At 66.9% G+C, this 20,525-nt stretch carries 21 protein-coding genes; 10 read left to right on the top strand and 11 right to left on the bottom strand.

Going from position 1 to position 20,525, the window contains the following annotated elements:
- Positions 1-86: 86 nt before the first annotated feature.
- The 3 genes from ACZ9AQ_RS06205 to ACZ9AQ_RS06195 form a co-directional block, all read right to left on the bottom strand.
- Positions 87-2,186 carry a hypothetical protein gene (locus ACZ9AQ_RS06205; protein ID WP_429201913.1) on the bottom strand — a complete coding sequence of 700 codons (2,100 nt, stop codon included), beginning with the start codon at positions 2,184-2,186 and terminating at the stop codon, positions 87-89.
- A 261-nt stretch (positions 2,187-2,447) separates the two neighbouring features.
- Positions 2,448-2,711, bottom strand: coding sequence for a hypothetical protein (locus tag ACZ9AQ_RS06200; protein ID WP_429201915.1), 264 nt, complete (start codon positions 2,709-2,711; stop codon positions 2,448-2,450).
- A gap of 9 nt (positions 2,712-2,720) precedes the next feature.
- Positions 2,721-3,509, bottom strand: a complete 789-nt coding sequence (locus tag ACZ9AQ_RS06195; protein ID WP_429202826.1) for a DNA/RNA non-specific endonuclease — start codon at positions 3,507-3,509, stop codon at positions 2,721-2,723.
- Positions 3,510-3,783: 274 nt separating this feature from the next.
- Here ACZ9AQ_RS06195 and ACZ9AQ_RS06190 point away from each other — a divergent pair, with 274 nt between their 5' ends.
- The 5 genes from ACZ9AQ_RS06190 (at position 3,784) to ACZ9AQ_RS06170 (ending at position 7,578) form a co-directional block, all read left to right on the top strand.
- A complete protein-coding gene (locus ACZ9AQ_RS06190) occupies positions 3,784-4,116 on the top strand; it encodes a hypothetical protein (RefSeq protein WP_429201916.1) in 333 nt (110 codons plus the stop codon).
- Between the two features lie 112 nt (positions 4,117-4,228).
- The gene (locus tag ACZ9AQ_RS06185; RefSeq protein WP_429201917.1) at positions 4,229-4,489 is read left to right on the top strand and encodes a DUF5985 family protein; all 261 of its coding nucleotides are present in this window, start codon (positions 4,229-4,231) and stop codon (positions 4,487-4,489) included.
- 4 nt (positions 4,490-4,493) lie between these two features.
- Positions 4,494-4,763, top strand: a complete 270-nt coding sequence (locus ACZ9AQ_RS06180) for a DUF5985 family protein (protein WP_429201919.1) — start codon at positions 4,494-4,496, stop codon at positions 4,761-4,763.
- A 122-nt stretch (positions 4,764-4,885) separates the two neighbouring features.
- Positions 4,886-5,146, top strand: coding sequence for a hypothetical protein (locus ACZ9AQ_RS06175; protein ID WP_429201921.1), 261 nt, complete (start codon positions 4,886-4,888; stop codon positions 5,144-5,146).
- Between the two features lie 89 nt (positions 5,147-5,235).
- On the top strand, positions 5,236-7,578 hold the full coding sequence (locus tag ACZ9AQ_RS06170; RefSeq protein ID WP_429201923.1) for a hybrid sensor histidine kinase/response regulator: 2,343 nt from the start codon (positions 5,236-5,238) through the stop codon (positions 7,576-7,578).
- 44 nt (positions 7,579-7,622) lie between these two features.
- On the opposite strand, the gene ACZ9AQ_RS06165 is transcribed toward ACZ9AQ_RS06170, so the two are convergent.
- The gene (locus ACZ9AQ_RS06165; protein WP_429201925.1) at positions 7,623-8,801 is read right to left on the bottom strand and encodes a glycosyltransferase; all 1,179 of its coding nucleotides are present in this window, start codon (positions 8,799-8,801) and stop codon (positions 7,623-7,625) included.
- A gap of 398 nt (positions 8,802-9,199) precedes the next feature.
- Entirely contained in the window at positions 9,200-10,402 is a 1,203-nt protein-coding gene (locus ACZ9AQ_RS06160; RefSeq protein ID WP_429201926.1) for a hypothetical protein, read from the bottom strand.
- 139 nt (positions 10,403-10,541) lie between these two features.
- Between ACZ9AQ_RS06160 and ACZ9AQ_RS06155 the strand changes: the two genes are divergently transcribed.
- Positions 10,542-11,834, top strand: coding sequence for an NCS2 family permease (locus ACZ9AQ_RS06155; RefSeq protein WP_429201927.1), 1,293 nt, complete (start codon positions 10,542-10,544; stop codon positions 11,832-11,834).
- A gap of 212 nt (positions 11,835-12,046) precedes the next feature.
- Complete coding sequence (locus ACZ9AQ_RS06150; RefSeq protein ID WP_429201929.1) at positions 12,047-12,844, top strand: DUF481 domain-containing protein; 798 nt, start codon at positions 12,047-12,049, stop codon at positions 12,842-12,844.
- On the opposite strand, the gene ACZ9AQ_RS06145 is transcribed toward ACZ9AQ_RS06150, so the two are convergent.
- Genes ACZ9AQ_RS06145 through ACZ9AQ_RS06135 form a run of 3 tightly spaced genes read right to left on the bottom strand, consistent with a single transcriptional unit; the run spans position 12,832 to position 14,941 of the window.
- The gene (locus tag ACZ9AQ_RS06145) at positions 12,832-13,338 is read right to left on the bottom strand and encodes a GNAT family N-acetyltransferase (protein WP_429201931.1); all 507 of its coding nucleotides are present in this window, start codon (positions 13,336-13,338) and stop codon (positions 12,832-12,834) included. The genes ACZ9AQ_RS06150 and ACZ9AQ_RS06145 overlap by 13 nt on opposite strands.
- Positions 13,335-14,624 (bottom strand): MFS transporter, encoded by a 1,290-nt coding sequence (locus ACZ9AQ_RS06140; protein WP_429201933.1) that lies wholly within the window; start codon positions 14,622-14,624, stop codon positions 13,335-13,337. Before ACZ9AQ_RS06140 ends, ACZ9AQ_RS06145 begins: the two co-directional genes overlap by 4 nt.
- Positions 14,621-14,941, bottom strand: a complete 321-nt coding sequence (locus tag ACZ9AQ_RS06135; protein ID WP_429201935.1) for a thioredoxin family protein — start codon at positions 14,939-14,941, stop codon at positions 14,621-14,623. The genes ACZ9AQ_RS06140 and ACZ9AQ_RS06135 overlap by 4 nt, the downstream gene beginning before the upstream one ends.
- Before the next feature lie 184 nt (positions 14,942-15,125).
- Between ACZ9AQ_RS06135 and ACZ9AQ_RS06130 the strand changes: the two genes are divergently transcribed.
- Positions 15,126-15,302 (top strand): DUF3606 domain-containing protein, encoded by a 177-nt coding sequence (locus ACZ9AQ_RS06130; RefSeq protein ID WP_071362741.1) that lies wholly within the window; start codon positions 15,126-15,128, stop codon positions 15,300-15,302.
- Between the two features lie 78 nt (positions 15,303-15,380).
- Complete coding sequence (locus tag ACZ9AQ_RS06125) at positions 15,381-16,220, top strand: glucose 1-dehydrogenase (protein WP_429201937.1); 840 nt, start codon at positions 15,381-15,383, stop codon at positions 16,218-16,220.
- Between the two features lie 27 nt (positions 16,221-16,247).
- Here the strand turns inward: ACZ9AQ_RS06125 and ACZ9AQ_RS06120 are convergent, their stop codons facing one another.
- Complete coding sequence (locus tag ACZ9AQ_RS06120) at positions 16,248-17,006, bottom strand: class I SAM-dependent methyltransferase (RefSeq protein WP_429201939.1); 759 nt, start codon at positions 17,004-17,006, stop codon at positions 16,248-16,250.
- Positions 17,007-17,095: 89 nt separating this feature from the next.
- Positions 17,096-17,416: a hypothetical protein gene (locus tag ACZ9AQ_RS06115; RefSeq protein ID WP_429201941.1), complete on the bottom strand. Its 321-nt coding sequence runs from the start codon at positions 17,414-17,416 to the stop codon at positions 17,096-17,098.
- On the opposite strand from ACZ9AQ_RS06115, the gene ACZ9AQ_RS06110 reads away from it, so the two are divergent.
- Positions 17,415-17,993, top strand: a complete 579-nt coding sequence (locus ACZ9AQ_RS06110) for a M23 family metallopeptidase (RefSeq protein ID WP_429201943.1) — start codon at positions 17,415-17,417, stop codon at positions 17,991-17,993. The genes ACZ9AQ_RS06115 and ACZ9AQ_RS06110 overlap by 2 nt on opposite strands.
- Here ACZ9AQ_RS06110 and ACZ9AQ_RS06105 read toward each other — a convergent pair.
- Positions 17,920-20,439: a penicillin-binding protein 1A gene (locus ACZ9AQ_RS06105; RefSeq protein ID WP_429201945.1), complete on the bottom strand. Its 2,520-nt coding sequence runs from the start codon at positions 20,437-20,439 to the stop codon at positions 17,920-17,922. The two genes, ACZ9AQ_RS06110 and ACZ9AQ_RS06105, sit on opposite strands and share 74 nt — an antisense overlap.
- Positions 20,440-20,525 lie beyond the last annotated feature (86 nt).

Raw genomic sequence — 20,525 nt, 5'->3', positions numbered from 1 at the left:
GATCCCCGCCTGCGCGGGGACGACATGCTGGCGGCTAACCCAGGAGTGCGAGCTTATCGCAACTCCTGGAGTTCGCTTTAGCGCGCTCAGCGCATCATGCGCTCCCAGCCGTGACGCACGGCCGATTTCATCTTCTCCCAGGTCGACTGTTCGCCCGGATAGCGGGTATCCCAGTCGCTGCGCAGGTCGGTCTCGACGTCGTTCCACGGGCGGCCGCGGTACCTGTCGTTGAGCGCCATTTCCGAGCCGTAGCTGTAGGCCGGACGGTATTCGTCGTACGCCTCGCCAGTGGCGCCATACACCGAGCTCCAGTGGTTACGGTAATAGGCGTCGTTATCGCCGTCGGTCATCCGGTCCCAGCCGCGACGCACGGCGGACTTCATCTTGTCCCAGGTCGACGGCTCGTCCGGATGGCGGCGATCCCAGTCGCTGCGCAGGTCGGTCTCGACCGCGTCCCAGCTGCGCCCGCGGTACTGGTCATCACGCGCCATTTCCGAACCATAGCTGTAGGCCGGGCGGTACTCGTCGTACGAGCCGGCGGCGGCGCCGTACGTGGTGTTCCAATGATTGCGGTAGTACTCGTCGTCCTCGTCCGTCATGCGGTCCCAGCCGTGACGGACGGCGTTCTTGACGCGATCCCAGGCCGACGGCTCGCTGGCGTCGCTGCCGGTCGTGCTGAAGTCGCGCGTGCCGTCGATGCGGTTGTCCCAGCCGGTGCGCAGCGTGCCCTCGACGTCGTCCCAGGGCTGGTTGCGATACATCTCGCTGCGGCGCATCTCGCTGCCGTAGGAGTAGGCCGGTTTCAGCTCCTCGAACTTGGTGCCACTGGACGCATAGGTGCTGTCGTAGTGGCTGCGGTACAGGCCATCGTCATCGTCACGGGTCATGCGTTCCCAGCCGTGGCGCACCGCGGACTTCATCTTTTCCCAGGTCGATGGCTCGCCGCCGGCAGCGTAGCGGCGATCCCAGTCGCTGCGCAGGTCGGTTTCGATGTCGTCCCAGGCACGGTTGGTGTAGCGGCCGCTGCGCGCGGCTTCGCTGCCGTAGCTGTAGGCAGGCAGGTAGTCGTCGTAGGACGCGCCGCTGGCGCCGTAGGTGGTGTCGAAATGGTCGCGGTAGTCGCCGTCGTACGAGCCCGAGGCGCTCGATCCCGAGCCGGCGCCCAGGCCCAGCGCGGGATCGGCCTGCCCCGCCTGGCCGCGCGAGAAGATGCGCACGCCGCTGCGCTGCTTGTCCAGGTTCGCCCCTGCGCCCGCCAGCCCGCCGGTATGGCTGCCCTGGAGATCGCGCTGCAGCGAGTCGCTGCGGATCGAGCCTTCCAGGGCCGAACCCTGGATGGAAGCGGTATTGTTCGACAATGCGCCGGCCGCCGAAGCGGTCGAGCCGGTCGACGCGGTCGCAGCGGTCGAAGCGGTATTTGCACCCCGGGCCGCGATGCGGTCGTTGTCCAGTTGCGCGCTGCCGGCCGACAGGCCGCCCTGCTGGCTGCCTTCGAGCGGCGCATTCTGCACCGGGTCGTCGCGCAGCGTCGAGCTTTGCAGCGAGGTGCCGCCGGTGGCGGTCAGGCCGCTGTTGCCCATCGATTCCTGGTGGGTGCCGCCCACCGGCACGTCCTGGTTCATCGAGCGCTGCTGGAACAGCTCGCGGTCGCCGGGATTGTCGAGTTTGGGAGCCGACGCCGCTTGCGCATTGCCGAGCGCGCCCGACTGGGCCGACATCGACGACGATTGCTGCATGCCGGCGCTGCTGCCCATGCGCATGGCGCCGGCGCTGATGCCGCCCGCCGCCATGTCCGGCATGCCGCTGGAGCTCTCGTCGATGTCGGTCGGGCCATAGCGCTCGACGATGTCGGCGGCGCGTTCGACTTCCGGCAGCGAGACGGCGATCAGGGTGAGGACATGATGGCCGCGGGTCACGGCGCCTTCGTAACGGCTCACGTGTTCCGCGTGATCCGAGCCGAACAGGTCATTGAAGAAATTCTTGATGCTGGCGGTGATGCCAGTATCGCCATCGTGGCTGCGTTCTGCGCCAAGGTCGGAACGGCCGGTCTCGCTGTCGGTCTGGCCGGTCGGGTCAGCGTTCGACAGACGCACGTCGGTACGGATAAAGCCCGACGACAGCAGTTCGTTCATGGCGTTCTGCGCATCGGTGCGGTTGTCGAACACCGCGACAAGAGTGTGTTGCATGGTCGTTCCTCCAAAAAATGATCGTTCTGGCGCCAGCGGCGACGTCGCCGCACCGTATGCGCTTTGTTGTCAAGATTACTCCAATACTGATGGGGCTCGCACACCATTGACTACTGGAAAGTTAATGTCAGAACAAAGCGAAATCGCGCGTCGGCGCACAGCCGGACGGGGCTGTAGGCGCAGGACGACAAAGAGAGAAAGCGGGGAAAGGCCGGGCTGGCGCCCGGCGCGGGGAGCGCACCGGAACCGGTGCGCCGCGCTTCAAGCGAAGGGGTTGTCGATCGTCTTGATCTCGGGCGGCGGCAGCACGTCCGGCAGATCGCGCGCCTCGAGCGCCGCCACGATCTCGCCCAGCAGTGCGTGCAGGCGACGCGCCTTGTCCAGCCCTGCCAGGTCGGCGGTCAGATCGACGTCGCCCGAAATGGTGATGCGGTCGACGCGATTTTCCAGCATCAGGTCGCCGATGCCGGCGACGTCGGCCTCGTTGGCGAACGGGGCGAAGGAGGCGGGTTTCTTCTTGCTCATGGCGTTCCTTTACGATCGGTTCTTGCGCTGCTTGATCTTCGGCAGGCGCAGCATGCGTTCTTTTTGCTTCGCGGACAGGGACGGCAGCAGTTCGATGCCGACAATGCGCTCCAGTTCGGCGACCGGCACCACGTTGATCGGCGCATCGGCGCGGTTCTCGGTGAACCAGGCCGCCGCCAGCTTCTGGCGCGGACTGTACACCACCTTGTACAGGTGGGTCGGCACGATCACGTTGCCGACCTTCTTCAGGCTGGCGCCGAGGAAGGCCGGGCCGGTGATCACGTACAGTTCCCCTTCCTTCTTCGCCATGGTGCGCACCGCGCCCTCGATCGGCGCCCAGATGTGGCGGTTGTGGTCGCGGTCTTGCGGAACCATATTGGCCAGCGAAAAACTCTCGCGCTGGGTGCGGCGGTCTGGCATGTTGGCGTTCGGCGCCAGGTGGCCGCGGTCGAAGCCGCTGCGCGCATAGTCCGACAGCTCGGCGCGCTGGCCGCGCGGCAGGCGCTGCTCGGCGTGGAACTTGTCGTCGCGGTCCAGGCCCTGGGCCCGCTTGAGATTATCGGCGCGCACGTATTCGGCCGACCACAGCGGCGTGCGCGTCACGCCCGAATGCACGACCCCGAACACGCCGTAGCACAGCTCGCGCGTGGCCGTGGCCAGTTTCTTGTTCTGGATCTCGGGTGGGCGGCCGTCAAGGTAGTGGACGGGACAACTGTCGGCTTGCGCAGCGCCGGCGGACAACAGGGCGCCGGCGACGGCAAGGCGGGCAAGCAGTCTGCCCAGGGTGGAGCGAAGCATCATGGAACGGCCAGGTGAAGAAAGCGGGCATTTTAGCTGAGCAGGTGCTCTTGAGCATAAAGTTTGCGTCGATGGGTGCGCGACGCCAGCCACAATCGTGCGGATGATCGAGGCACAACGGTGCGCACAATTGTGTGAGCAATTCCACGCGGAATGTTTTAAAATTAACGCTTTCTCAATTAGATTTTCCATTTGGGAAACAAGTTCGCCACGAATGACTCACCCGTCAATACCGGAGGATCTGCGCCGTTTCGTCCTGACGAGCGTTCCTTCCGTGCCCTTCCTGGAAGCCATGCTGCTGCTGCGCGCCGACCCCACCCAGCAGTGGGAAAGCGCGATGCTGGCCAGCCGGCTCTACATCCGCGAGCGCGTGGCGGGCCAGTTGCTGATCGATTTATGCACGGCGGGCATCGCGCAGCCCTGCGATCCTCCCGCAGCCCATTGTTACCGCTACGAGCCTGCCAGCGAGGCCCTGCGCGACAGGATCGACCGCCTGGCCGACCTGTATGCCCGGCGCCTGGTGGAGGTGACCCACCTGATCCACTCCAGCCTCGAGCGACAGGCCCAGCAGTTCGCCGACGCCTTCCGGCTGCGCAAGGACGGGTGAAAGGAAACGGTGGTCAGCCTATCTGCATGCAAGACACTGAAGTAATCGGACGTAATGAGCGGGCGCCAGGCGCCGACACGAATAATGAGCATACCCTTCGGGATGATGTGATATGGGCCAATTGATCTATACCCTCTGCATGCTGACCTCGCTGACGTGCGCCGTGCTGCTGTTCGCCGGCTATCGGCGCACGCGCCACCGCCTCCTGTTCTGGAGCGGCGCCTGCTTCACGGGGATGACCCTGAATAATCTGCTGCTGTTGCTGGACAAGGTCGTGTTCCCCACCGAGATCGACCTGCTGCCGTGGCGTCAGGCCAGCGCGCTGGTGGCCTGCCTGCTGCTGCTGTACGGCCTGATCTACGAGAAGGACTGACGCGATGACCGATCTGCTGGCCGGCGCCATTGCCATGGCTTCCATCACCATCGCCCTGTTCTTCTTGCGCTTCTGGCGCGCCAGCGGCGACCGTTTCTTCCTGTATTTCGCCCTGTCGTTCGCGATCGAGGGGCTGCACCGCGTGTATGCGGCATTGCGCGACGACGGCGGCGAGTACTCGCCGCTGCACTACCTGATCCGCCTGCTGGCCTATGGCCTGATCTTGTGGGCCATCCTTGAAAAGAACTTGCCGCGTAAAAAGCGTGGCCCGTGAGCAGTCGATGCGCGCCTGACGCGCTCGTTGCTTGCAGGCGCGCGCAGGCGGCGCTGGCGTGCGCCTGACGCAGAGCCGCTGCCTCATAATCAAAACACATCCACTATGTCATGGAGTTCCTCATGAGCACTCCCGATCATTCGGACCGCAGGCAGGACGTCCCGGTTCCCGCCGGCGGCCAGGACAACCGTTCCGACAACTTGTTGCCGGGCGACGAAGGCGCGGAAGACGGCCGCTTCGACGTGGCCGAAGAAGTCAGCCTCGACCAGCAGTCCGACGAGGCGCGCCGCATCGGCCAGGCGCCATCGCAGGGGATCGCCGATGCCGTTCCCGAGGCGCTGCGCACGCCCGTTCCTTCGCAGCAGGTGCCTGACAAATCCTGACGAGAACACCGCACGGGAAGACGCAACATCGTTGACATGGCCCTGCGAGCTATTTAAATTGCCGAAATAACCATAATTCTCGGGCAACGATGTCTGTGACCGACACCCTACCGCACACCGGGGACAGGAGCATCCTGTTCATTTGCAAGCGCGCGATCGACGACCCGATCGTCACCCAGGTCTCGTGCGAACTGGACCAGGCCATCGTCCGCGCGCCCACCCAGTCCGCCGGCCTGGAACAGGCGCGCACGGGCGACTTTCCCCTGATCCTGGTCGGCTATGCGGGCGACGCCGAGGGCATCCTCGAGACCATTCGGGCGGTGCGCGCCAACCCGCGTTCCAGCCGCACCCCGATCGTGGCGCTCGGCCTGCCGCAACCCCTGCCCTTCCCACAAGAATACCTATACGACGCCGGCGCCATCGCCGTGCTCACCGAACCGCTTTCGCCGACGATCCTGCGCGCCAAGGCGCGCTTCTACACCGAGGCCTTCGACAGTCAGGTCGAAAGGCGCCGGGCCGAAACCGAACTGGAACAGACGCGCTCGCGCCTGGAACGCATCGTCGAGGCCGCCGAGCTGGGCATCTGGTCGTGGGACATCGTGGCCGACCGGCTCCGCGCCGACGCCCGCATGGCGGCGCTGTTCGGCGTGCCGCGCGAGCGGCGCCTGGACGCCCCGCTCGCCACCTACCTGGCGGCGTTTCATCCGGACGACATCGCCCCGACCATTGCGCTGATTAATTCCGCCATCGACGGCGGCGGCGCGTACGCCGCCACCTACCGCATCCGCGCGGCCGCCGGCGGCTGGCGCTGGATGATCGCGCGCGGCCACGTCGAGTACGACGACGATGGCGCGCCGTGCGAAGTGCACGGGGTGGTCATGGACGCCACGCGCCAGCGCGAGGCCGAGCAGCAGCTGCGCGCCACCGAGGAGCGCTACCGCACCGTGTTCGACTCGATCGACGAGGGCCTGTGCGTGATCGACATGATCTACGACGGCGATGGCCAGCCGTGCGACTACCTGTTCGTCGAGGCCAATCCGGCCTTCGTCAAGCACACCGGCCTCGTCGATGCGGTGGGCAAGACGATCCGCCAGCTGGTGCCCACCCATGAGCAGCACTGGTTCGAGATCTATGGCCGGGTGGCGCAAACCGGCGAGGCGGTGCGCTTCGAGAACGAGGCGCGGGGCCTGGACCGCTGGTACGACGTGCACGCAACGCGGCTGGGTCCGCCCGAGCTGCGTCGCGTCGCGGTGCTGTTCACCGACATTACCGAACGGCGCCGCTCCGAGGCCGCGCTGCGACGCATGGCGGCCGACCTGTCCGAAGCCAACCGCCTCAAGACCGAGTTCCTCGCCACCCTGGCGCACGAACTGAGAAATCCGCTGGCGCCGATTCGCAGCGGGCTGCAGTTCATCCGACGCTCGCCCGACGACCGCGAAGCGGTCGGCCGCGTGCACGGCATCATGGAGCGCCAGCTCGACCACCTGGTGAACCTGGTCGACGACCTGCTGGACGTCGCGCGCATCACGCGCGGCCAGGTCGAGCTGCGGCGCGAGCGGGTCGACCTGGCGACGGTGCTGGCAGCCGCGGTCGAGACCAGCATGCCGCTGATCGAGGCGGCGCGCCACGGTTTCGAACTGCGGTTGCCGGACGAAGCCCTGGTGCTGGAGGCCGACCCCACCCGCCTGACCCAGGTGGTGAGCAATCTGCTGAACAACGCGGCGCGCTATACGCCCAAGGGCGGACGCATCGCGCTGGAAGCCAGGCGCGATGGCGAGCAGGCGGTGGTGACGGTGACCGACAACGGGATCGGGATCGCGCCCGAGGCGCTGGAAGACGTGTTTCGCATGTTCACCCAGGTCGGTCAGGCGCAGCAGGCTGGATCCGGCGGGCTGGGCATCGGCCTGTCGCTGGTGCGCAGCCTCGTCGAGCTGCATGGCGGCAGCGTGAGCGCCGCCAGCGCCGGCGTCAACGCCGGCAGCGCCTTCACGATACGCCTGCCGCTCGTCGCCGATGCGGCGCTGCCGGCGCTCGAGGCCGGGGCGACCGGGACGGCCCTTGAGGCCGCGCCGCCAGGGCGCAGCGTGCTGGTGGTCGACGACAACCGCGACGCGGCCGACACGCTGGCCGCCCTGCTCAACATGATGGGCCACCGCGCACCGGTGGCCAACGACGGCCGCCAGGCGCTGCGCATGCTGCCCAGTCTGATGCCGGACGTGGTGTTCCTGGACCTGGGCATGCCGGGCATGTCCGGCTACGAAGTGGCGGCGGCGATCAGGCAGGACGCCCGCCTGGCGGGCATCCGGCTGGTGGCGCTCACGGGATGGGGTGGAGAAGCCGACCGGGCCAGAACCCGGGCGGCGGGCTTCGACGAGCACCTGACCAAGCCGGCGACGGTCGAGGCGATCGAACAGGTGCTCAGGAGGAGTTAGGTTGAGCCGGGCGCGCAGGCGGAGATCCGCCTGCCGGCGCGATTTTAGCCGACCTGCGCCACCGGCATCTTCTCCGCCGTCGACCGCACCGCTTCCTGGCTGTTGGCAAAGAAGCGCTCGACCTTGTTGCTCGGGACGGCGTTGCCGATCAGCTCGTGCATGCGGCTGGCGGTCAGGTCCCATGAGGTGCCGGCCACCACGTCGCGCATGCGGCTGGCCATCGCCTGGCGCTCGTCGTCGCCGAGCGCCAGCTGGCGTTCGCAGGCGGCGATGAAGTCGGCGTGGGATTCGGCGATCTCCACCACGTCGCCATACGGCACCTTGACGTCGGTGATCGGGGTCGACACGCATGGCAGCTCAACCGCCATGTATTCCAGCACCTTGGTCGGGCTGATGAACTTGGTCGAATCGTTCATCGCGAACGGCAGCAGGCAGACGTCCCAGCCGGCCAGGAACTGCGGCAGCTGGTCATAGGTGCGCTGTCCCATGTAGTGGACGTTCGGCTGCTTCGGCAGGGTCGCCGGGTCGATCTTGACGACCGGGCCGACCAGCACGATCTGCCAGTCCGGGTGGGCATCGGCCATGCTCGAGACCAGGTCGACGTCGAAGCGTTCGTCGATCACGCCATAAAAGCCCAGGCGCGGATACGCGATATGGGCCTGGTCCGGGTGCGAGATGGCGCGGTCCTGGGCCTGGCGGAAGTGCTTGGCGTCGACGCTGCTCGAGAAGCAGTGGGCGTTGGCGTGGCGGTCGCGCTTCGACTGGTACAGGCTCGGGCCGCCGGTAAAGACGACGTCGGCGATGTTCAGCAGCGCGCTTTCGCGCTGCAGCAGCTGTTTCGGCGCATTCTTGAACATGGCCAGTTCATCCATGCAGTCATAGATCACCTTCGACGGCTTGAACACCTGCAGCAGCGGCAGCGCCATCGGGGTGTAGAACCAGACGATCGGCGCCTCGTCCAGGGGCACGAGGTCGGCCAGCAGCACCTGCAGGGTCGGCAACTGGTCGTCATGGAAGCCGAACTGCTGGATCGGCGTATGCGGGCGGCAGACGGTGATGTTCGGTGCGACGGTGGTCTGTTCGAGACGTGCCTCGCCTTCGGTGTGCATCGGTTCTTCGATGAAGAGGATGTTGTAGTGTTCAGCCAGGCGGGTCATCAGGTGCTGCGGGCGCTGGAACACGAAATCCCAGCGGAGGTGGCAAAACACGATCAGGGTCGGCATGTCGATTTCCTTTCGCCTCGGCGGCGTTCTAGTAGTTTGGCAAGTAAAACCGGACCGGTCCTTATCATTCTGTTCAAGGCTGTGGCGCGCACGGGAAGCCGGTCGGACCACGGAATCGTATCATGCAATTTTCCCAATATTTTCAGTTGTGCAAAGCAACATTGCACCGAATGTAACTAAAGATTACTGGCCTACGGCTGGGCTTCATAGGGAGAGTTCGTCTATCCAGCAACTTTCTGTAAGCGGCGTCCTACACCAACACAGGCAAATCCACTACGAAAAAACGGCGAAAACTTTACGCGTTGCACTGGATTCCCTGGCCGAAAACGGTTGTTTACCGCCCCTGCGGTCGCAAATGCGCCCATATCGGGGCAGCGCACGGCGCGGGCGGCGGGACCTTACACAGGGTGATACGGCTCGGCCCCTTCGGCGTGACCGTCGGCACTGAAGCCGGCCGCGACCGATACGCCCTCCAGGCCGAGGGCCAGTAGTGCATCGCACAATTCGTCGACCTCGGCGGCCAGGTCGGCGGCCAGGTCGACGGGTTTGTCGACGCTGCCCCAGGGCTGGCCGCCGTCGAGCGCATACAGGTTGGCGCGCAGGATCACGTGCTCGCCCATGTCGAGCGGCGCCACCGCGGCGTGCACCGCGTCCGGCGCCAGGTCCTTGGCCGCCAGCAGGCGCTTGGCTTCGGCCAGCACGCCGAGCATCGCCAGTTCGGCCACGCCCTGCTCCTTGGCGCCATAGAACAGGTCCTGGTAGAGGAAGTTCAGCTCGAGGCGCTCCGGGTCGCGCGCGAGTACCCGCGCCACCAGCGGGGCGACGGCTTCGGTCCAGGCGCGGTAGCGCTCCATGCGGGCCGCGAAATAAGCGTCGCTGCCCGCTTCGTCCGGCGGCGCCTGGTAGAACGGATCGTCGGCGCGCTTGAGCGAGAAGCCGAGCAGGAAGCGCAGTTCGAGCGCGGTCTCGTCGGGCGCCACCGGCTCGCCGGTCCAGCCGCGCATGCTCGCTTCGATGGTCGGCGCCGGCTGCAGCTTCTTTTCCAGCAGCGAGGCGGCTGCTTCGCGCAGCATCTGGTGCAGCGTGCCGTAGGCGATGTGGTCGATCTCGCCCAGGTCGTAGGCATGCTGCAGCAGCACCACTTTCGCGCCCTTGCCTTCCAGGCCGTGTTCCTGGAAGCTGGCGGCGAGGCGCTCGAAGGCCTCGAGGTCCTGGAAGTTCTCGCGCCCATCGAGGCCGCCGCGGCTGCGCACGAACAGCGGCACCAGGAAGGCGTCGATCTCATATTCGGGACCGTCGTCGCGCCGGATGCGCAGGGTGGCGGCTTCTTCTTCCACGCGCGCGCGCAGCAGGCGGCAGGCCAGCGGGTCGGTGTAGCGCGCCAGTTCGATCGCCTCGTACAGCACCTCGTCATGCTTCCTGCGGATCGCCTTGCGCACCAGGCCGGCCAGGGCTTCGGCCTGCTCGTCGCCTTGCGCCGCATCGTCCTCGCGCTCGGCGATCTCGAGGGCCATGTCGGCCATCAGCCGGGCTTGTGCGTCGGTGTCGGGTTCGCGCGTGTTGTTCGAGGTGCGGGGTGCGGGACGCTTGTTCTTCGGCATAGTGTGGAAATGGATGGGCAAAATTGGGGAGGTTCGAGCCGGCATGGTAACACCGCCGCGTGGGCCGGCGTAGCGCCATGGTGCAGGCGCGGTGGCCCGGTGTTATGCTTCGGGCAAAAACCTATCCCGAAAGTCCCCCATGTTCGAACGACTCTTCAAACTCAGCGAAAACAAGACCGACATCCGCACCGAGATGATGGCCGGGCTGACCACCTTCCTGACGATGGTCTACATCATCTTCGTCAACCCCTCGATCCTGGGCGACGCCGGCATGCCGAAGGACGCGGTGTTCGTCGCCACCTGCCTGGTGGCCGCCGGGGGCACCGCCCTCATGGGCCTGTACGCCAACTATCCGATCGCGATGGCGCCCGGCATGGGCCTGAACGCCTATTTCGCCTACGCCGTGGTGCTCGGCATGGGCATCCCCTGGCAGGCGGCGCTGGGCGCCGTGTTCATCTCCGGCTGCCTGTTCATCCTGGTCACCATGGTGGGATTGCGCGCCATGATCGTGGACGGCATCCCGCGCTCGATGCGGATCGCGATCACGGTGGGCCTGGGCATGTTCCTGGCCCTGATCGCCCTCAAGAACGCCGGCATCGTGGTCGCCAACGAAGCCACCCTGGTCAAGGCCGGCGACCTGCACCAGCCGGCCGCGATCATGGCGGTGGTCGGCTTCTTCGTCATCGTGGCGCTCGACCGCCTGCGCGTGCGCGGCGCGATCCTGATCGGCATCGTGCTGGTGACTGTGCTCAGCTTCTTCTTCGGCGGGAACACCTACCAGGGCCTGTTCTCGCTGCCGCCGTCGATCGAGCCGACCCTGTTCCAGCTCGACATCGTGGGCGCCCTCGGGGCCGGCATCCTGAACGTGGTGCTGGTGTTCTTCCTGGTCGAACTGTTCGACGCCACCGGCACCCTGATGGGCGTGGCGCGCCGCGCCGGCCTCCTGGTCGAGGGCAAGATGGACCGCCTGAACAAGGCCCTGCTGGCCGACAGCGGCGCCATCGTCGCCGGCAGCGTGCTGGGCACCTCGAGCACCACCGCCTACCTGGAAAGCGCGTCCGGCGTACAGGCCGGCGGGCGCACCGGCCTTACCGCCCTGACCGTGGCCGCGCTGTTCCTGGCCTGCCTGTTCATCGCGCCGCTGGCGGCCGTGGTGCCGCCCTACGCCACCGCGCCGGCGCTGCTGTTCGTGGCCTGCCTGATGCTGTCCGACCTGGGCGACGTCGAATGGGGCGACAGCACCGAGAGCATCCCGGCCGCCATCACCGCCCTGACCATGCCGTTCACCTATTCGATCGCCGAGGGCATCGCCTTCGGTTTCATCAGCTATGCGGCGCTCAAGCTGCTGACCGGGCGCGCGCGCGAAGTCAAGCCGGTGGTGTGGGTGATCGCGGGGCTGTTCGCCTTCAAGATCGTCTACGTCGGCGCCTGAGCCGCCCGCAGAAAAAGTGACCGGTCGTTCGCGCCGGTCGCGACTAAACAGCGCCCGGTACGTGCCCGATTGCATCGCTTCGTGCTGTCCTTGCGTTACAATGTCCGCCAACTCGCGGCTACCATCACGGTCGCGCACGATCCACGAACGATGGCCGGTCGCCCTGGGTACGCCGTGCGGTAAGGCGCAACCCATGCGGCCGCTTGAAGCTGATGAAACCACTCTCGATCCTGGCGCTGGCCCTGGCTGGCATCCCGGGTGCGGCGCTCGCCGCTCCCGACCTTCCCCAAATCGGCGACGTCCACGCGCCGCTGATCGTCGCGAAGCCGGCGATTCCCGATGGCGGGTGGTTCACCTCCGCCGAGCTGGGCGCGATCACGACCTCGGGCAACACCAACGGCACGTCGGTGACGGGCAAGATCGATGCCCGCCACGAAACCTCGCGCTGGAGCCACGAATTCATCGCCAGCGGCTTCTTCAAGGAAGACGAGTACGAAGACGAGTTCGGCGAGCGCCAGAAAAGCCGCTCGGCCCAGCGCTGGGCCACCTCGGCCAAGGCTTCGCTCAAGCTGCTGGGCGACGGCCGCCGCGCCTTCGTGCTCGCTTCGCATACCGACGACAAGTTCGGCGCCTATTCGCGCTACTCGACGGTCGGCATCGGTTACGGCTCGCGCTGGTATACCGCGCCCGACAAGACGCTCGACGTCGAGATCGGTCCGGGCTATTCGGTCGGCGTGCGCGACAACGACGAAGAAGAAAAAGGCATGACGGTGCGTAGCGCCGCCCAGTTCCGCTGGCAGGTCAGCCCATCGGCCTTCTTCGCGCAGACCGTCAGCGTCGAGAAAGGCACCGGCAACACCCACTCGGTGGCCGAAACCTCGCTCAGCACCAAGATCAACGGCAGCATGCAGATGAAGGCCGGCTTCAGCGTGCGCAACGACAGCAACGTCCCGGACGACAAGAAGAACACCGATACCCAGACTTCGCTGACGATGGTCTACTCGTTCTGAGAGGCGTCGTACGCATCTGCTCTCGATCGGCGCCATTCAAGCTCCATGGCGGCGTCGTCGGCGCGCAGGAGCGTGAAGCCGAGTCCTTCGTACAGGCGGCGCGCGGCGACGTTCGCGCTGCGCACACGCAGCGCGATGCGCTCGTACTCATCCTGCAGCGCGTGCAGCAGGGATCTGGCGACACCCTTGCGCCGCGCGGCCAGCGCCACCGACAGGTCCACCACGCGCAGCGCGCCGCCCTCCCCGGCCAGCACGATGCGCGCGACCGGGCGCTCCCCATCGGTCACCAGCCACGTCTGGAGCGTGGCAAAGCGCCGCGCGTAACCGTCGGCCTGCATGGCGCGTTGATGGCGCGCGATGCCCTCGATGACGGCGCGCGGCACCGGCAGCGCCCCGAGGTCGGGACGGGAGTCGAGGTAGAGCGCGTCCAGGGAGGCCTCGTCGGCGCACGACGCAGATCGCGCTTCGAGGCTCCCGAACCTGCGTGCGCTCACCTGGCGTCGGACGGCACCAGGCTCTTGGCCAGCGCCAGGGCGACCAGGCTGACGAGCGCCGCGCCGCTCAGGTAGTAGCCGACGAATTCCAGCCCGTGATTCGTGGCCAGCCATAGCGCAATATACGGCGCCACCGAGGCGCCGAGGATGCCGGCGAAGTTGAAGGTGAGCGAGGCGCCGGTGTAGCGCACCTCGGCCGGGAACATCTCGGCCAGCAAGGTGCCGAGCGGGCCATAGGTGAAGCCCACCAGGCACATGCCGAGCACCATGAACAGGGTAACCGCGACCCAGCCGCCGGCGCCGAACAGCGGCCCGTACAGCAGTCCGAACACGGCGATCGCGGCGCTCACCAGCATCATGGCGCTGCGCCGCCCGCGGCTGTCGGCCAGGAGCGCCGACGGCGGAATCGTGAGCGCGAAAAACACGACCGCGAACAGCTGCAGCACCAGGAACTCCTGGCGCGTGTAGCCCAGCTGCGCCGTGCCCCAGGTCAGGGCGAACACCGTCATCAGGTAGAAGATGACGAAGGTCGACAGGGCGGTCAGCGTTCCGAGCACCAGCGCGCGGCGGTGGTCGCGCAGCACGGCCACCATCGGCACCTTGACCCGCGCCTTCTGGTCCAGCACCTTCTGGAAGTCGGGCGTCTCGGTGATTTTCAGGCGGATGTACAGGCCCACCGCCACCAGCAGGGCGCTGGCCAGGAAGGGAATCCGCCAGCCCCAGGCGAAGAAGGCTTCGTCGCTCATCAGCTCGCCCAGCAGCAGGAAGACGCCGCCGGACAGGAAGAAGCCGATCGGCGCGCCCAGTTGCGGGAACATGCCATACCAGGCGCGCTTGCCCGGCGGCGCATTCTCGGTGGCGAGCAGCACCGCCCCGCCCCACTCGCCGCCCAGTCCGAGCCCCTGGCCGAAGCGGCACAGCGCCAGCAGCAGCGGCGCCGCCACGCCGATCTGGGCGTAAGTGGGCAGCATGCCGATCAGGATGGTCGAGATGCCCATCGTGAGCAGGGCCGCGACCAGGGTCGCCTTGCGGCCGACGCGGTCGCCGAAGTGGCCGAACACGGCCGAGCCGACCGGGCGCGCGAAGAAGGCGATGGCGAACGTCGCCAGCGACTGCAGGGTCGCCGCGCCGGGGTCGGCGGCCGGGAAGAACAGGCGCGGAAACACCAGTACCGCGGCGGTGGCGTAGATGTAGAAATCGTAGAACTCGATCGTGGTGCCGATCAGGCTCGCAAACAGGACGGTGCGGGGCTTGTTGCCCGCGGCTTGGGTTGCCGCCTCGCTCATGCACCCGCCTGGGCCAGGGCCTGACGCACCGCGTCGGCGTCGACCGGACGCACCACGCGCGTCACCTCCTGGCCGTCCTTGAGCACCACGACCGTCGGCCACAGCTTGATGCGGAACGAGCGGCCCAGCGCCCGGCCGGGGCCGTCCTCGACCTTGACGTGCCGGGCGGTCGGATAGTCGCCCAGCGCCTGGTCGATCAGCGGCTCGGCGGCGCGGCAATAGCCGCACCAGTTGGCGCCGAAGTCGAGGGCGACCAGGCCCTGGCTGGCGTCGATGGCGCTGCGTTCGGGTTGGTTGGTAGCGTAGGGGACAGCCATGAAAACTCCTGATGTATTGCCATTCGAATACCGCAAGCGTACCTCAAAATGCGTTGCCTGGCATGGCGGCGCATTTGCCTGCCCGGATCTCGCCCCAGCGTGTGGCAGCTAACGGAAACTGCCCGACGAGACTGTCACGCTGTGACTCATCTTCTTCCACTCATCGTAAAACCGGGAGCGAATCATGTCGGATGACTTGAACAAGCGCGGCCAGCAGGACCGTTCGCGCATCAACATGCACGAAGAGCACGAAGTGCGTTACTGGACCGAGGCGCTGGGCGTGACCCGCGAGGAGCTGCAGCGCGCCGTCGACCAGGTTGGCGTGAGCGCCAGCGCGGTGCGCGAGCACCTCGGCCGCTGAAAGGCCACACAGTCGATCGCGCGGACCCGCCGCCGGCCGGTCCGCGCCCCGCTATTTTTCCCAGATATGGAGCACACGATGGATATTCCCAAGCAACAGCAACAACCGCCCGGCCGCGAAGCCGAATTGACCCCGCAAGCCGACCACGGCGAAACCAGCTACCGCGGCTCCGGCCGCCTGCAGGACAAGGCCACCGTGATCACCGGCGGGGACAGCGGCATCGGCCGCGCGGTCGCGCTGGCCTTCGCGCGCGAGGGCGCCGACGTGCTCATTTCCTACCTGAACGAGCACGACGACGCACGCGAGACCGCGCGCCTGGTCGAGGAAGCCGGCCGCCGCGCCATCCTGGTGCCGGGCGATATCGCCGAGCGCGCCCACTGCCGCGCCATCATCGACAAGGCGGTGGCCGAGTTCGGCCGCATCGACGTGCTGGTCAACAATGCCGCGTTCCAGATGTCGCACGACACGCTCGATGAGATCCCGGACGACGAGTGGGACTACACCTTCCAGGTGAACATCACCGCCATGTTCCACCTTTGCAAGGCGGCAGTGAAGCACATGGCGCCGGGCGCGTCGATCATCAACACCACCTCGATCAATTCGGACAATCCGAAGCCCACCCTGCTCGCCTATGCCGCCACCAAGGGCGCGATCGCCAATTTCAGCGCCGGCCTGGCCCAGCTGCTGGCCGAGAAAGGCATCCGCGTGAACTCGGTGGCGCCGGGCCCGATCTGGACGCCGCTGATCCCGTCGACCATGCCGCCCGAAGAAGTCGAGAACTTCGGCAGCCAGGTGCCGATGAAGCGCGCCGGCCAGCCGAAGGAAGTGGCGCCGGCGTTCGTGATGCTGGCATCAAACGAGGCGAGCTATATCTCGGGCGCGCGCATCGCGGTGACGGGCGGCACGCCGATCCTCTGAGCCAATCGCAAGGCCGGGCGGGACGCTTCAGCGGAACTTCATGATCGCCACGTGGCTCTGGTGAATGCTGCGCGTGAATTCGACGTCGCGCATGTCGAAGACTTCCCTCACCGCCTGCACCTCGCCCGGGAATTTCTGGTGCGTGAACTCGTCGAAGACGAGGACCGAGCGGCTCGTCAGGCGCGGCTTGATCTTCTCGAGCACCGCCTTGGTGGGCGCGTAGACGTCCATGTCGAAGATCGCGAGGGCGATCGTGGCGCCCGGATTGGCGTCGAGCCACGTATCGATGGTCTGCGTGGCGTCGCCCTTGATCAGCTCGAACTTGCGCTGGTGCTGGAAGGCCGAGATCGACTCGTGATAGCCCAGGATCTCGGCCAGCGTGGTCTCGTAACCGTCGACCGATGCATAGTCGCCGACCTTGGCCGCCGCGCCGTCCTTTTCGTGCACCGACGCGAAACCGGTGAAGGTGTCGAAGCCGTAGATGAAGCGTTCGACGTTATACGGCTCGTACATGTTGCGCAGGTTGAGCAGGACCGACAGGCTGGCGCCCCACTGGACGCCGAATTCGCAGATCACGCCCGGCACCGTGACGATGTCCCGGTACAGGTCGTTCAGGTACAGCACGCGCGCGAGCGCATTGCGCTTCATGACCGCCAGGCTGTGAATCGCCCAGTTCTCGCCGCTGTCGGCAATCTGCTTGAGCGCCGCCTCCTTGAAGCGGCGGTCATTCTCGAGCTGCTCCGGCGTCCTGCTGCCGACCAGTTCACCCTTGTGATTCTTGTCCATCGTGTGCTCCTTACTATCTGACCATTCAGATAGTTTACATACGGCAATACTTTCCGTCCATGGATGTTTACGCCGAATTGGGACATTTTTCATGTTCCACGCGAAGAAAGATTTTGAACATGGCTGTTTTGGCAATTTCCAGACGCATGAAGCCCGCCAGCGAAGGTCATCACCGGGGAAATAAGGCCTGGATTGGCGGTAAGCGAGCAGGTGCAGTCGGGCCGCGCCCGCATGAACGGCTGTCCCGGACATGCATGCTGTTCGCCCTTGCGGCGCCAGGAAGCGGCAACGTCGACGATGGAGCGCCGAGGCGCGTCTGGACGACTGGCTGCAATCTTCCGGTTTTCCCTGTGAAAGCGCGTGAGCGTCCCCAACTGGTTTGCATGACCACCGTCCAGCGGAGCCGCCATGACCGTTTTCCTGCGTAGCCTCTTCGTCGCCGCCATCCTCGTGCTGGGATACGGGCTGCTCGAACCCTACATCGAACGGGCCCTGTACACCATGCGCCTGGCGGCCATGCCCACGCCACTGGCGCTGCCGGTGCCGGTCGAGGGCGTGCAGCGGCGCGCCCTGCGCGACACCTGGCATGGCGCGCGCAGCGAAGGCCGCAAGCACGAGGGCATCGACATCTTCGCCAGGCGCGGCACCCCGGTCGTGTCCAGCACCGAAGGCATCGTCACGCGCGTGGGCACCAATCGCCTCGGCGGCCTGGTGGTATGGGTGCTCGGTCCCGGCGGCCAGCGCCATTATTATGCTCACCTGGACGGCTACTCGGACGTCCAGCCCGGCATGCGCATCGAGGCCGGCCGGGTGCTGGGCTATGTCGGCAACACCGGCAACGCCAAGGGCACGCCGCCGCATCTGCACTATGGCGTGTACGACACCGGCGGCGCGATCAATCCCTATCCGCTGCTCAAGGCAGATCCGGCGCTGGCGCAGGAAGCGGATCGCCCGACGGGGCCGGGAACCCGGACGGCAGCGCGCTAGGCTGCAGCGGCGGTTCGGCCGGCTCGAGCGGCTCGGGCGGCTCTACCGGCACGATCTGCTCGGGCAGCGGCGCGACCTCCATCGGTTCCGGGCCTTCTTCCGGCACCACTTCGTACGCTTCGTCGGTGAAGAATTCTTCCGGCTCTTCTTCCTCCACGTAGCGGCGCGGCGCGGGCGCGCGCCAGCCGGGCAGCGTCGCCTTGTCGTCCAGGCTGCCGGCGTCGAATGCGCCGCGGAAGAAGTCGCCCACCACCAGCGCCGCATTATGGCCGCCCTGCCCCCAGTAGCTGCTGCGGATGGTGACCCGGTTGTCGTTGAAACCGACCCAGGACCCGGCCACCAGGTGCGGATGCATCATGATGAACCAGCCGTCCTGGTTGTTCTGGCTGGTGCCGGTCTTGGCCGCCAGGTCGCCGCGGATGCCGAAGCGGTTGCGCACCCCGTTGCCGGTGCCGCGGGTGACGACGCCGCGCAGCATGTCGATCAGCGCTTCGGCCGACTCGCGCGACATCGCGCGCTCGGGCTGGCCGGCGCCGAAATCGGCGATTACATTCCCCTCGCGGTCCTCGATGGTGCGGACAAAGATCGGTTTGCGGTATTCGCCCAGGGCCGCGATGGTGGCGTAGCTGCTCACCATCTCGAGCAGGGTGACCGGGCTGGTGCCCAGGGCCAGCGAGGGCACCTCCTCCAGCCGGCTCTGGCGCACGCCCAGGCCCTGGGCCAGGCGCACGATGGGCCCGATGCCGACTTCCTGGCTCACCTGGGCGGTGATCGTGTTCTTCGAGAACACCAGGCCGTCGCGCATCGGCATCGAGCGGCCGCTGTTGCCGTCCATGTCGGTCGGGCGCCAGGTGCTGCCGTCGTCGCCCTTGAATTCCCGCACCACGTCGCGGTAAGCCTGGTCGGGCGGGATGCCGCGCTCGAGCGCGGCGCCATAGACGAAAGGCTTGAAGGTCGACCCCGGCTGGCGTGCGGCCTGGGCCACGTGGTCGTACTGGTCGCGCTCGAAGTCACGGCTGCCGACCCAGGCCTTGACCTCGCCGCTGGCCGGGTCGAGCGCGACGAAGCCGGCCTCGAGGCGCGACTTGGCGCTCTTGAGTTCATTCATGAAGCCGCGATCGGCTTTCAGGCGCTTGAGGGCGGCCGCCGGCGCTTCGCCCTCCTCGACCGCGCTGCGGTAGGCGCCGCTCTCGCGCACGAAGGCGTCCAGCACGCGCGCATTGCTGATCCAGTAGTACGAGAACGGGTCGATGTTCGGGCGGATCGCCGTATAGGTGGCGGTGGCGGTCGAACGCGGCAGGTTGGGGTTGGCCCACTCGACGTCGGCGATCGCCTGCAGGATGTCGGCCTGGCGCCGCACCGCGCGCTCGGCCGCCGCCTGCAGTTCCGGGTCGAGCGTGGTGCGCACCACCAGGCCGTCGAGCTGCAGGTTGTAGTCGTTCTCGTCGGCCCAGTCGAGCAGCCACTTGCGCACGTGGTGGGTGAAATGGTCGTCCTTGCCGCTGCGGTCGGGCAGGCGCGCGAAGCGCAGGCGCAGCGGACGCTTGACCAGTTGCGCGTAACGCTTGTCGTCGAAGGCGCCGTGCTTGCGCATCTGGCCCAGCACCACGTTGCGGCGCGCCAGCGAGCGCTTGGAATTGGCGACTGGATTGTAGTAATGGGTGCCCTTGAGCATGCCGACCAGGGTCGCCGACTCCAGCACGTCGAGCCGGGCCGCCGGCTTGCCGAAGTAGGTCCGCGCCGCCATCTCGATGCCGTAGGCGTTGTACAGGAAAGGCACCGTGTTCAGGTAGGCTTCCAGGATCTGCGTCTTGCTGTAGGTGTTCTCGATCTTGATCGCGGTGATCAGTTCCTTCATCTTGCGGCTCACGCTGCGGGCGCGGCCGATCTCTTGCGGGAACATATTGCGCGCCAGTTGCTGCGTGATGGTCGAGCCGCCCTGCGGGTCGCCCTTGAGGCTGGCCCAGAGCGCGCCGGCCACGCGCTTGAAGTCGACGCCGTGGTGCTGGTAGAAGCGGTGGTCCTCGGTCGAGATCAGCGCCTCGACCACGTGCGGCGACACCTGCGACAGCCGAACGCGTTCCTGGAGCCCTTTTTCGAACGTGCCGAGCGGGCGGCCGCCGGCGTCCAGGATCACGGTCGGGCGCGAGCGGCTGACCTGCTCGAGGTCGTCGATGCCCGGGGTGAACGGGATCAGGATCAGGAGCCAGGCCAGGATCGCCATCAGGCCGGCGGCCAGGCTCCAGAGCGACACCAGGGCCAGCTTGACCGGCAGCGGCCGGCCGTGCAGGCGCGCGCGGGCGCCGGTCTTGAGGGCGCCGGCCCGGGTCGAGGCGCCGGCCAGCAGGCGCCGGGCCAGGCGCCGGGAAACCAGCTTGAGGCGTTGCTGCACGGTGGGCGCGGCGTCCGCGTTTGCCGTGTTCTCGTCGTTCTGTTTCTGGTCCACTCGCTGTTCCTGCCCTGATCGAAGTCACAATGTGGGGCAAGTATAGCTGACCGCGTGCGCCGCCACGGGACGGGACGCGACCCGCA

The sequence above is a fragment of the Massilia sp. UYP34 genome (assembly GCF_056279385.1).
The sequence above is the reverse complement of the archived record's forward strand: the minus strand, read 5'-3'. Positions and strand labels throughout refer to the sequence as shown.

Bases quoted from the DNA above. Each gene is read 5' to 3' on its own strand.
- ACZ9AQ_RS06205 (WP_429201913.1), bottom strand. From the start codon at position 2,186: ATGCAACACACTCTTGTCGCGGTGTTCGACAACCGCACCGATGCGCAG.
- ACZ9AQ_RS06200 (WP_429201915.1), bottom strand. From the start codon at position 2,711: ATGAGCAAGAAGAAACCCGCCTCCTTCGCCCCGTTCGCCAACGAGGCC.
- ACZ9AQ_RS06195 (WP_429202826.1), bottom strand. From the start codon at position 3,509: ATGCTTCGCTCCACCCTGGGCAGACTGCTTGCCCGCCTTGCCGTCGCC.
- ACZ9AQ_RS06185 (WP_429201917.1), top strand. From the start codon at position 4,229: ATGGGCCAATTGATCTATACCCTCTGCATGCTGACCTCGCTGACGTGC.
- ACZ9AQ_RS06180 (WP_429201919.1), top strand. From the start codon at position 4,494: ATGACCGATCTGCTGGCCGGCGCCATTGCCATGGCTTCCATCACCATC.
- ACZ9AQ_RS06175 (WP_429201921.1), top strand. From the start codon at position 4,886: ATGAGCACTCCCGATCATTCGGACCGCAGGCAGGACGTCCCGGTTCCC.
- ACZ9AQ_RS06170 (WP_429201923.1), top strand. From the start codon at position 5,236: ATGTCTGTGACCGACACCCTACCGCACACCGGGGACAGGAGCATCCTG.
- ACZ9AQ_RS06165 (WP_429201925.1), bottom strand. From the start codon at position 8,801: ATGCCGACCCTGATCGTGTTTTGCCACCTCCGCTGGGATTTCGTGTTC.
- ACZ9AQ_RS06160 (WP_429201926.1), bottom strand. From the start codon at position 10,402: ATGCCGAAGAACAAGCGTCCCGCACCCCGCACCTCGAACAACACGCGC.
- ACZ9AQ_RS06155 (WP_429201927.1), top strand. From the start codon at position 10,542: ATGTTCGAACGACTCTTCAAACTCAGCGAAAACAAGACCGACATCCGC.
- ACZ9AQ_RS06150 (WP_429201929.1), top strand. From the start codon at position 12,047: ATGAAACCACTCTCGATCCTGGCGCTGGCCCTGGCTGGCATCCCGGGT.
- ACZ9AQ_RS06140 (WP_429201933.1), bottom strand. From the start codon at position 14,624: ATGAGCGAGGCGGCAACCCAAGCCGCGGGCAACAAGCCCCGCACCGTC.
- ACZ9AQ_RS06135 (WP_429201935.1), bottom strand. From the start codon at position 14,941: ATGGCTGTCCCCTACGCTACCAACCAACCCGAACGCAGCGCCATCGAC.
- ACZ9AQ_RS06130 (WP_071362741.1), top strand. From the start codon at position 15,126: ATGTCGGATGACTTGAACAAGCGCGGCCAGCAGGACCGTTCGCGCATC.
- ACZ9AQ_RS06125 (WP_429201937.1), top strand. From the start codon at position 15,381: ATGGATATTCCCAAGCAACAGCAACAACCGCCCGGCCGCGAAGCCGAA.
- ACZ9AQ_RS06120 (WP_429201939.1), bottom strand. From the start codon at position 17,006: ATGGACAAGAATCACAAGGGTGAACTGGTCGGCAGCAGGACGCCGGAG.
- ACZ9AQ_RS06110 (WP_429201943.1), top strand. From the start codon at position 17,415: ATGACCGTTTTCCTGCGTAGCCTCTTCGTCGCCGCCATCCTCGTGCTG.
- ACZ9AQ_RS06115 (WP_429201941.1), bottom strand. From the start codon at position 17,416: ATGGCGGCTCCGCTGGACGGTGGTCATGCAAACCAGTTGGGGACGCTC.